Raw genomic sequence first — 10,062 nt, 5'->3', positions numbered from 1 at the left:
TTCTCAGATCCGGTGCCGTGCCATCGGCTGGATGAGCAGCACACCGCGTTCGGCCGCGATGTAGCCGGGAATCAGCGGGCTCCCCGCGGCGTCCTTGCCCGCGGCGGCACACAGTTGCTGGGCCAGGTGTACGACGGCCTCCCAGGCAAACGCGATCAGGGCACCGGACCAGACGTCGATGACAAGGTCCGGACCGACCGGCCGGGTCAGCGTCGACATGATCAGTCCGCTCGGCGCCTTCGCCGTACCGACACCGAGCGGGATCTGGACCGTGGCGTCCTTCTTCAGTTGATCGCACGTCACCGGGAGGGCGATGGTGATCAGGCCGCTGAGACAGGTCAGCCCGATTCCGCCGGTGCGGACCAGCAGTTCGCTGGCCCCTTGCACCCAGACCAGGTCGGGTGAGGCCCGCCGCGGGATGTCGGCGACCAGGCGCACGGTCTGACGCAGGATCCGTTGTCCGTCACCGGCCGGAACCTTGAGCAGGTTGGACGTCGCCCTACCGGGATCGAGCTTCGCCTGGTTGCCGGCCGGCCGGAACCAGGTGTCGTCGCGGACGGCGACACCCAGCACGGTGGGCGTTGCGGGCGTGGTCTGCTTGTCCTTCGACGAGCGTGCGCCGGGCATGGCCCGCCCACCCGTCAGGTACGACGATCAAAGCCGACGGGCCGGGTCAACGGATGGAAGAGTGGTGCCCGGACGTGCGGCCATGCATCGAGCTGGACTCTCGCGTATGCCTCGAAGAGCACGACGATTCCTCCCCCTCCAGGCCGCGTGCTACCCCCAGCACGCGGTTGGCCGTCTCCACCTCAAACCGAGAGTCCTCGCGCGGGCGCTCAGTGTCAAGGTCACAGCAGCCGAGCGGGTTGCCGGCTTCCACCTGGCAGAGGTAGCTGCCATTCTGAGGAACAGTTTGATGCTCACCGTCCGTCGAGGCCGCAGTCGTTTGGTCCGGGCAGTTCGAGACAGGCCAAGCGCTGCTCGATCCGGCGTTCGTTGCGCTCGTCGGACAGCGTGTCGATGAAGGTCCAGCCGCTCAGGAACAGCGACACCAGCGCGACGATCAGCGCGGTCCGCGTGCTGGTGGCGGCGGAAAGGTTGGTGGTGAAGGCCATCTGATCCCCCTAGATCCTCGGCCGGTCCGGCGGGCCGGCGCCCGGGAGCGGAAACGCCCCCAGCTCCAGACTGCTGCGTTCGGATCTGGCTGGCAAGTATCCGGCGAAGGACCTTGCAGTGCGGGCGAAAGTGCCCTCTGCCTGCGCCGAAAAGGTGCCTGGAGCAACCATGCACAAGGGGGGCTGTGTCAGTCGTGGCGGGGGAGCAGTTGAGCCTTGAGTGCGACGCGGGCCCGGCTGATCCGGGATTTGACGGTGCCGACCGGGATGCCGACCTGGTCGGCGATCTCGTCGTAGCTGAGCTCGTAGATATCGCGCAGCATCACCGACGTGACCGTCTCGGGCAGCTCGGCCTCCAGTTGCTCCAGCGCGTCGAGCAGGTCCAGCCGGGTGCCGGCCACGACGCTGGTGGTGCGCGGATCGGGACGGTCGTACCTGGCCGGGCGATCGTCGTCGTGCCAGGCCGCGGTGTTCTCGACGGCGCGGCGCTTCAACCGCCGGTAGGTCTCGCGAGCGGCGTTCGACGCGACCACGTGGACCCAGGTGGTGAACCGGCTCCGGCCGGAGAAGGTGCCGACCTTCGTGGCGATCGCCAGCAGCGCGTCCTGGCAGGCGTCCTCGGCGTCGGCGCGGTGTGGCAGGACGCGCTGGCAGATCCGCATCACCTGCGGCTGCACCTGCCGGATCAGCTCGTCCAGCAAGGCGGGGTCCTGTGCAGCGCGCCGGGCCAGTTCGTCGAGCGCGTCCCCGTCGTTCGCCATGGTGTTGAGCATAATGACGGCATGGTTCAGCCCTCTCACTTCGGCCGCTACGCCGTGATCCGGAGGCTGGGCAGCGGTGGGTTCGCCGCCGTCTGGCTGGTCCGGGACGAAGAGCTGGACGCCGAGGTCGCGGTCAAGGTGCTGGCCGAGCATTGGGTCGACGATCTCGACGTACGCCGGCGGTTCGTCGAGGAGGGGCGCTTCCTGCGGAAGGTCGAGTCGCCGTACGTCGTCGGCGTCCATGACATCGGCACCACCGACGACGACCGGCCCTTCCTGGTGCTCACCTACGCCGACCGCGGCACGCTGGCCGACAGGATCAAGGCCGGCCGGCTTCCGCTGACCAACACAGTGGACGTGATCGAGGACGTCAGCGCCGGCCTGCAGGAGCTGCACGACCGAGGCGTCCTGCACCGCGACGTGAAACCGGAGAACGTGCTCTTCCGCAGTACGCCGACCGGAGAGCGGGCCATGCTCGGAGATCTGGGCCTGGGCAAGTCGCTCGACGCGGTGTCGCGGGTGACGATGCCGGGCGGCACCCCGGCCTATGTCGCGCCCGAGCAGGTGCGCGGCGACGTACTCGACCCGCGAGCCGATCTGTACGCGCTGGCCGCCGTCACCTACGCCGCGCTGGCCGGCCAACCGCCGTACGGTGCGACAACCCTGGCGGCGGTGCTGGCCGTCGACGGGCCACCGGCCTCGCTGCGCACGGTTCGCGAGGATGTTCCGGCCGAGGTGGACGCGGTCATCCTGCGCGGGCTGCATCAGGATCGAGAGCAGCGCTGGCCCGACGTTCGATCGTTCGCCGAAGCGCTCCGGACGGCCGCACTGGCGAGCGTCCCCGCGACTTCTCGTCGGTCGTCGGCCAGGCCTTGGGTGGCGGCGACGATCGCAGCCGCGCTGCTCGCTGGTGCCGGTGGCTACCTGGGCTGGCAGTACGGCGTCAACCGCCAGTGGGTGCGGGTCGAGGACAAGCAGCAGGTCCTGTCGGTCGAGCTTCCTCGTGGCTGGACACGTACCCTGGCCGGCGACGGCTGGCAGCCACAGGGCTCGACCGGCTCGCTGCCCGGTCTGCTGGTGAGCGACGACAACAGCGCGTGGGCCAAGGCCGATGCGAAGGTGCCGGGTGTCTTCGCCGGAGTGCTGCCGCCGGGCGACCTACCCGCCGCCACCAGCCTCCCCGGTCCGGCGGGCTGCACGGTGTCGCCCGAGCAGATCAACAACGACTCCACGGCAACGGCCAAGTACACCGGTTGCCCGGCCGGCATGACGACGTACGAGCGAGTGAAGCAGTTCGAGGGACAGCTGGTCCGGATCCAGGTACGGGCCGAGGACGACGCGCAGGCCAGGAAAGTGCTGGACTCGGTGGACTACAAGCCAAGAAAATAAGGCGATGCGGCCCCTCGTCGGAGGAGCCGCAGCGCCTTGGCGTCAGTGGCCGAGCTGGTACGGCCGGTTGTTCTCGTCGCCGGTGCCCTTCTTCAGTGGGGCAGCCAGCTCACAGGTGCCGGTCTTCGGCGCGCACCGGGCGATGGCTGTCTTGCCGCCCTGCTCGGCGAGCACCAGCACGTGGTCGGCGTCCTCCATCACCGTGGAGATGATCGCGACCGCGGAACCGCCCGACCACTCGCGGACGGCTTTGCCGGTCTTCAGGTCCAGCGCGGCGAACAGTCCGTCGCCGTACCCGTCCCGATAGGCCGGCCCGCCGAGCGCAAAGTCGCTGCCGCTGAGCAGTTCGTCGACCGCGTAGGTGCAGGTTTGCCAGCGCTTCTTGGCCGATGCCAGCTCGACCAGTGCGGTGCAACTGCCGTCGTCGGCCTGCGAGACGACCGACGCCGCGAGCTGCAGGTCCGACGACACTGCGGACGGAGACGGCGCGGCAGTGATCGGCCGCGGCGCGGTGTCGCCGGCAGTCCAGCGATAGAGGGTCTGCTTCGAGCTCTTGGACAACGCGCTGAAGTAGACCTCGCTGCCCTGGACCGCGTGCACGATCGGTCCGTGCTCGCCGGTGCGCTGCAGCGACATCTTCTCGCCGCTGGCGTTGTCGCGCCAGGTCAGCGTGAAGCGAGGAAGCTCGGCGCCGTCTGCGGCGGTCGGCTGGACCGCATACGCGCTGGTCGAGTGATCAGCCGAGGAGAGTACCGATGAGACGTCGTTGACGGTTTCACCGCGGGAGCCTCCGCTCCAGGCGGTGAGAACGGCCCTGCCGTCGTCCTTCGGACTGTGCAGAACGAGTGCGCCCCCGGTACCTGCCTGCGCAACATCCCAGACCGGGCCGTCCGAGGCCGGCAGGGTGAACTCGATCTCTCCGATGCGCACCGTCCTGCCGTCGACGTACGCCGTGGCCGGTTTCGCACCCTGCTTGAGCTTCGTGAGGTCGAGCGTCTGCTTGACCGATCCGCTCGGCTGGGCCGGAGAAGTCCCAGGCGGCTTGCTCGGGGTCGTGGACTGTACCGGCGTCGGCCTGCGCGTCGTCGTGGACTGTGCCGCCGGCCTGCTGTCGATCGGGGTGACGCCGTCGCCGGACGCCGCCGCGAGCGTCGGTGTCTGCTGCGCGGCGACCAGTGCGCCCGCCACCACAGCAGCGACCGAAACACCCGTCACCAAGCCGGCCAGCTTGATACTCCGCTTCATGATGCCCTCCGCAATGAGTTCCTCAGTGTGTCCTACGGAAGGCTTCGATGGTCAGCAGACACCATCGGTTCACGACGTCCGGGCCGGATCCTGGGGGATCCGGCCCGGACGGGGCAGGCTGTTAGTTGACGATGATCTTGTCGACCTCGATCGTGAGGCCCTTGACGAGTGGCGTGGAGGTTCCGGTGGTGACCGTTCCGGTGCCCTTCTGCACACCCCTGATGTTCATCGAGTAGGTCATCGAGCCGCCGGGCGCACCCGGCGTACTCTGCACCCGGTAGTCCTCGACCGGAGGACCGGTGATCTGACCGCCGGCCGTCCCCTCGAAGTTCTCGGCGCCCACGGTCAGGCCGTACGCCGGACCCGGGTCACCGGGCAGGTTGGCCGGATCGTAGGCATAGGTGATGTCCTCGGTGCCGTTGGTGCCGATCCACTGCTGGAACACCTTCTGGCTGGTCGTGCCGAACAGGTTCAGCCGCCATTCGAGGACGAGCCACTCATCCACCCCGTCGGTCAGGCTGGCGGCGTAGATGCCCGGAGCTGCGGTCCCGTCGAGGTCGGTCCAGAACGGTGCGAGTACGTTGTTCGGACGCGCAGGATCGGGCAGGGTCTGCGGCGCGAACTGGATGTCGTCCCCGGATGACGTTCCGCCCACCACCGAGTAGCCGTTGGAGACGACGCCGATCCTGGTGTAGGTCTGCCCGGCGAACACGTACGGCGGAACGTTGAGATTCACCGCCTGCTCATCGCCGACAGGGATCGGCGTGATGCCGAACGCGTCCAGCGGGATGTAGCCGAACAACGACCCCGGCGCGATCGCCGGTGCGTCGGGTTGGCGCCCGGCCAGCGTCGCGGTCTTGGTGGCGATCTGGCTGCCGATCTTGGTCGCACCCGTGACGCTGTCGAGCCGCAGCTGCGAGCTCAGCGTGCTGACCGCGGTCACGTCCGTGGTCTGCAGGCTGTTGTTCTGCACGGTCACGGTGCAGGTGGACAGACCGGTGTTCCGCGCGATCGTGCTCGGAGCGCAGGTCTGGTCGATCGGCACGATGCCCTCCTGCCGGAAGAACGCCACCGGCAGGTGCAGGGCGCGGCTGCCGCCGATCTGCTTGAGGTTGACCTGGCCGAAGTACTGACCATCGGGCACGTCGGGTGCCGTGATCGTGATGGTCAGCTTCTGTGTCCCGCCGGCGGGAACCTCGAAGGCGGGCGGCAGGACCGTGATGCCGGCGCCGCTGACGGTGGTACCGCTCGCGGTGAAGCGGAGCCTCTGGTTGGTGACGTTCTTGACGACGCGCTCGGCGGTGATCGTGCCGGGCATGGTCGGCGCGTTCACCGACGGCAGGTTGAGGTTGATCCGGTTCAACGCGTCGGTGGCCGAGGCCGCGTAGTCGGCCGCCGTCTCATCCACGGTCAGACCGGGGTCGCCGGCCTTGGTCAGGTCGATCCGGCCGCCGCCGTAGTCGAACGGGTCGGCCTGCGTGACCCGGTCAGGCTTCGTGACGGTCGTCTTGGCCGTTGTCTCCAGCGCGGACTTGACCTGGCCCGGCGTCCACGACGGATGCAGGGCGATGATCAGCGCGGCCGCGCCGGCCACGTGCGGCGAGGACATCGACGTACCGGCGATCGCCTGGTAGAGGTTCCCGGGCGGTCCCTCGGCCGGGGACTCCGGAGTCGGCGTATGGCCGGCCAGGATGTGCAGACCGGGCGCGGTGACGTCGGGTTTGAGGAAGTCACCACCGGGGCCGCGCGACGAGAAGGACGTCATCACGTCGCCCTGCCAGGTGGTCTTCGTACCCTGCGTGAGCGTGGCGGTCGTGCTCGGGTGCGCCGCGAGGAACGCGAGCAGGGTGTCGGCGTCGGGCTTCTCGAGCTGCGCGGTCGGCAGCCAGTGGTTGTCGGTGAAGACGTCGGACGGCGAGGTGGTGTTGTACATCAGCATTCCGACGGCGCCGCCTTGCCTGACGTTGAAGCCCTTCATCACCCGGCCGGGCGTGAACTGGCAGGCGACGATCTTGCCGGTGAGCGTGCCCGCAGGTGCCGGCGTGTTGCAGGTCGCGTCGCCGTACCCGGCCGCGGATCCGGCCAGTACGACGGGCGCCGGCGTACTGATCCCCGCGGTGACCGAGGCGCCGGAGATCGTGGCGGTCGCGCCACCGTCGGACAAGGTGACCGTGGAGCGGAACGTCCGGCTCTGGGTGGAGGCCGCCACCGTGGTGACCCACGGACTGCGGTGATCGGTCGTGTTCGCGCCCGGACCGGAGTTGCCGGCCGAAGCGGCCACGAACACACCCGCGGCGTACGCGTCCAGGAAGGCGAGCTCGACCGGGTCGCTGTACGGGTCGCTGCCGCCGGAGATCGAGAAGTTGATCACCCGGACGCCGTCGAGGATGGCGCGCGCGACAGCCGCCGCCGAGTCGGACGGGAAGCAGCCCTCGGCACCGCAGACCTTGTAGACCGAGACCGCCGCTGCCGGTGCGATGCCACGGATCGGTCCGCGGCTGATGCCCAGCGGGTTCGCGTCGGAGACCGGACCGCCGGCCGACGTCGTCGACGTGTGCGTGCCGTGACCGTTCGAGTCACGCGCCGAGTCGGGGTAGACGTCGCCGCCGATCACCGCGTTGTAGGTGTCGAGGAACGGCCGTCCGCCGATCAGCTTGTTGTTGCACACGAACGGGTCGCTCGCCGGCGTCAGCGGGTTGTCGCCGAAGTCGCAGACTCGCGGTGTGCCGTCGGCGGTCGCCGGCGGCGCGGGCAGTGTGCCTGGATCGGCGTACGACGGATGCTCCGGCCAGGAGCCGCTGTCGAGGATGCCGACGATCACACCCTTGCCCGCTGCGGCCGAACCACCGAGCTGGTTGTAGATCGTCGGGGCGCCGATGAAGTCGCCGCTCGAGTCGGTCAGCAACTGCTGTGGATTGTCCTGCTGGACCGCGGCGACGCCGGGGAGCTTCAGCAGGTCGCGAGCCTTGTTCGCGGGCATGCTGAGCGCGATGCCGCCGTACACGGTGCGCAGTTTCTGTCCCGCCCTGGCGCTCGGAATCCTGGCCTGCAACGCAGCGAGGAAGTCGTTCTCCATCGTGGTCACGTGCCTGAGGTACCTGGTGGCGTTGGCGCTCCTGGGATCGAGACGCTTGCCGGTGACCGAGGGGCTGGTTCCGGGAAGGCCCTTGATGCCGCCGCGGTACGCGGCGAGCGAGTCGTAGTCGAGTTTGACGACCACGCGGACCTGCTTGGCCGACGTGCTGTTGATCAGAGCGGGGTCGCTCTTTGCGAGCTGACCGCTGGGCGATTTCGCGCCGTTGACCGTACTGGCGACCTGCAGCGGAGTCGCGGTCCAGTTCCGGCTGCCCGGGGTTGGAGTCGGGTCGGCGGCCACCGCGCCCGTCGGGGACAAGGTGGCGGCGAGCAGCAGGCCGGCGGACAGCCCGGCCATGGTGATGCGAGTAGTTCGTCGATGAATCGGTGACCTCATGCGCTGGCCTCCCGTGCAGGCGGATGACGCCGTCACCGCAGGAGGCAGACGTTGAACGTCAGGGTGACCCCCAAGGCCGACGCAGCAAACCCCTCAGTCCCGTGACCGATCCCCCCCACGGGTACCGGCGTACCGGCCGGCACCCCCACGGTGCCTGCCTGAGCCGAGGCTAAGCCCAAACCATCCCCACGGCCAGACCTCACAACCCCGTTATTCGTGGCTGATGGCAATCAGTCGCAGGTGTCGCAGATCCCGTTGGCCGGCGTCTGCAGGTTGCACCGGGGGCACTTGTTGATCGGGCGGTCGGCGATCGCGGCCCGGCGAGCACGCTCGCGGGCGGCGCCGAGCTTCGGCGGGATCATCGCGCTGCCGCCATCGGCCGGCATGCCGGCCGCCTCGAAGTGCCGGTAGGTAGCGAGGCGCTCGTGGGAGGCATGTGCATCCGGGTCCGGGGGAGTGGTACCAGTTGCGGCACCCACGATGGCGGCGTACCCGTCGAAGACGCTCTCGTCGGGGTTGACGCACAGCGCCGACAACATCGGCTCACCCCGCCGCAGGCTCTCCGCGGACACCTCGGCGAGCACGCCACCGATCCACTGCCGGGCCGGTTGCTTGGTGCGGATGCCGGTCAGCTCCTGGACGCCGGTGGCGATGTCCTTCTGCTGCACGAGCGCCTGGTACTTCTTGGCTGCGACGAGCAGCATCTCCCGCGCGGCGCCCGCCCACTCGATCCGTGCGGCGGCGACGCCGACATCGGACACATCGCGCCAGGCGCGTTCCGCTACATCCGGCAGTTCGTGGTCAGGGGCGGCAACATCGAGAATGGACACTCAACAGACCCTAACGGGGTCACCCCCGATCGGCGAAAAGCGCCGCCTGGTCATGGGTTGCCGAGTCTGGTGGTGAACATGACGAGGGCGGCCATGGCGAGGGTGGTCAGCAGGGCCGGCACGAAGAAGACCTGGGGAAGGCCGATGACTGCCACGCCGATGCCGCCGATCGTGCCGCCGATGGCGGAGCTGACGGGCATGGCACCGAGGAAGATGCCGGACGCGGTGGCGACGCCCTCGGGGTACAGCCGCTGTGCGATCGACACTCCGAGCCCACCGACGCAGGCCCAGAGGCCGGCCGTCAACGCTTGTCCGAGGAACAGTCCGCCGACGGAGGTGCTGGTCGCGTAGGCGAGGTTTCCGGCCACGCCCAGCGCGGTTCCTGCCGCCATGATCCGGAGCGGTCCGTATCGGTCGGCCAGCCGGGCCACCGCCGGGAGCAACAGCAGTTCCAGCAGCGGCTGGATCCCGATCACCGCACCGCGCAGGGAGTCGGAGATGTGGAGCTGTTCGGCCATGTAGATGGGCAGGTAGCCGAACTTGATCGTGTCGCCGGTCATCGCCAGGACGCAGACCGCGGTGTAGACCAGCAACGGCATCATGTGGTCGAGCCGTCGCCGGTTCTCGGGTCGTGCCGAGATCGCCGGGCCTTGGTACCGCTCCACTCGTTGGCGGCCGAGTGGGATCAGTTGGGCGAAGCCGCAGACGGCGGTGGCCACCAGCAGGGCGCGGAGCCCGAAGACCCCGCCGAACCAGCCTCCCAGCACAGGTCCGATGATCCAGCCGGTCGTGAAGGCCATCCGAATGGTCGCGATGACCCCGTTCTCGGCTTTTGTCGGGTGCCGGCTCAGCTCGTCTCGGCAAGCCGCGAACAGCACAGCCATGGAGCCGCCGGACAAGCTCAGCGCGACCGTGCTGATGACGAACGGGAGCCACACCGTGTTCGCGGCAGCCATGGCGAGCCAGCCGGCAGCCCCGATCAGCGAGCACAGCCGGAACCAGAGCAGTCGATCACGGCTTCGATCCGCCCACCGGCCGACCAGATAGCCGGCGACGGGTGCGGCCAGATTCGTGACGTAGTACAGCCCGGCCACGGGCAGGGGAATGCCCAGGTCACGAACCAGGAACAGGGCCAGCTGAGGAATCGTGGCCGACTGCCCGATGCCCGCGATCAACAAGGACAGGAGCGCCGAACGGTAGAGACGCGACCGTACGACGATGCGCAGCGCAGACTCGGGCCGGTCCAGCAT

At 68.9% G+C, this 10,062-nt stretch carries 8 protein-coding genes; 1 reads left to right on the top strand and 7 read right to left on the bottom strand.

Annotated features, from left to right (window positions below; all coding sequences use genetic code 11):
* Positions 1-3 precede the first annotated feature (3 nt).
* The 3 genes from V9K99_RS26515 to V9K99_RS26505 all read right to left on the bottom strand — a co-directional run bounded on the left by V9K99_RS26515 (position 4) and on the right by V9K99_RS26505 (position 1,876).
* Positions 4-627 carry a hypothetical protein gene (locus V9K99_RS26515; protein WP_337324130.1) on the bottom strand — a complete coding sequence of 208 codons (624 nt, stop codon included), beginning with the start codon at positions 625-627 and terminating at the stop codon, positions 4-6.
* A 293-nt stretch (positions 628-920) separates the two neighbouring features.
* Entirely contained in the window at positions 921-1,115 is a 195-nt protein-coding gene (locus tag V9K99_RS26510; protein ID WP_337324131.1) for a hypothetical protein, read from the bottom strand.
* A 188-nt stretch (positions 1,116-1,303) separates the two neighbouring features.
* Positions 1,304-1,876: an RNA polymerase sigma factor gene (locus tag V9K99_RS26505; protein WP_337324132.1), complete on the bottom strand. Its 573-nt coding sequence runs from the start codon at positions 1,874-1,876 to the stop codon at positions 1,304-1,306.
* A gap of 21 nt (positions 1,877-1,897) precedes the next feature.
* Between V9K99_RS26505 and V9K99_RS26500 the strand changes: the two genes are divergently transcribed.
* Positions 1,898-3,265, top strand: a complete 1,368-nt coding sequence (locus V9K99_RS26500; protein ID WP_337324133.1) for a serine/threonine-protein kinase — start codon at positions 1,898-1,900, stop codon at positions 3,263-3,265.
* Between the two features lie 42 nt (positions 3,266-3,307).
* Here the strand turns inward: V9K99_RS26500 and V9K99_RS26495 are convergent, their stop codons facing one another.
* The 4 genes from V9K99_RS26495 to V9K99_RS26480 all read right to left on the bottom strand — a co-directional run bounded on the left by V9K99_RS26495 (position 3,308) and on the right by V9K99_RS26480 (position 10,062).
* Complete coding sequence (locus V9K99_RS26495; protein ID WP_337324134.1) at positions 3,308-4,510, bottom strand: hypothetical protein; 1,203 nt, start codon at positions 4,508-4,510, stop codon at positions 3,308-3,310.
* Positions 4,511-4,631: 121 nt separating this feature from the next.
* Entirely contained in the window at positions 4,632-7,943 is a 3,312-nt protein-coding gene (locus tag V9K99_RS26490; RefSeq protein ID WP_337324135.1) for a S8 family serine peptidase, read from the bottom strand.
* Positions 7,944-8,212: 269 nt separating this feature from the next.
* Positions 8,213-8,812, bottom strand: coding sequence for a hypothetical protein (locus V9K99_RS26485; RefSeq protein ID WP_337324136.1), 600 nt, complete (start codon positions 8,810-8,812; stop codon positions 8,213-8,215).
* Positions 8,813-8,862: 50 nt separating this feature from the next.
* Positions 8,863-10,062 (bottom strand): MFS transporter, encoded by a 1,200-nt coding sequence (locus tag V9K99_RS26480; RefSeq protein ID WP_337324137.1) that lies wholly within the window; start codon positions 10,060-10,062, stop codon positions 8,863-8,865.

Origin of the sequence: Kribbella sp. CCNWLW201, from assembly GCF_037203805.1 — a bacterium.
GTDB lineage: Bacteria > Actinomycetota > Actinomycetes > Propionibacteriales > Kribbellaceae > Kribbella.
This window is presented reverse-complemented; position numbering and strand designations above follow the sequence as displayed.

Coding starts and splice junctions, on each gene's coding strand:
- V9K99_RS26515 (WP_337324130.1), bottom strand. CDS start 627: ATGCCCGGCGCACGCTCGTCGAAGGACAAGCAGACCACGCCCGCAACG.
- V9K99_RS26505 (WP_337324132.1), bottom strand. CDS start 1,876: ATGGCGAACGACGGGGACGCGCTCGACGAACTGGCCCGGCGCGCTGCA.
- V9K99_RS26490 (WP_337324135.1), bottom strand. CDS start 7,943: ATGGCCGGGCTGTCCGCCGGCCTGCTGCTCGCCGCCACCTTGTCCCCG.
- V9K99_RS26510 (WP_337324131.1), bottom strand. CDS start 1,115: ATGGCCTTCACCACCAACCTTTCCGCCGCCACCAGCACGCGGACCGCG.
- V9K99_RS26480 (WP_337324137.1), bottom strand. CDS start 10,062: ATGCTGGACCGGCCCGAGTCTGCGCTGCGCATCGTCGTACGGTCGCGT.
- V9K99_RS26495 (WP_337324134.1), bottom strand. CDS start 4,510: ATGAAGCGGAGTATCAAGCTGGCCGGCTTGGTGACGGGTGTTTCGGTC.
- V9K99_RS26500 (WP_337324133.1), top strand. CDS start 1,898: ATGGTTCAGCCCTCTCACTTCGGCCGCTACGCCGTGATCCGGAGGCTG.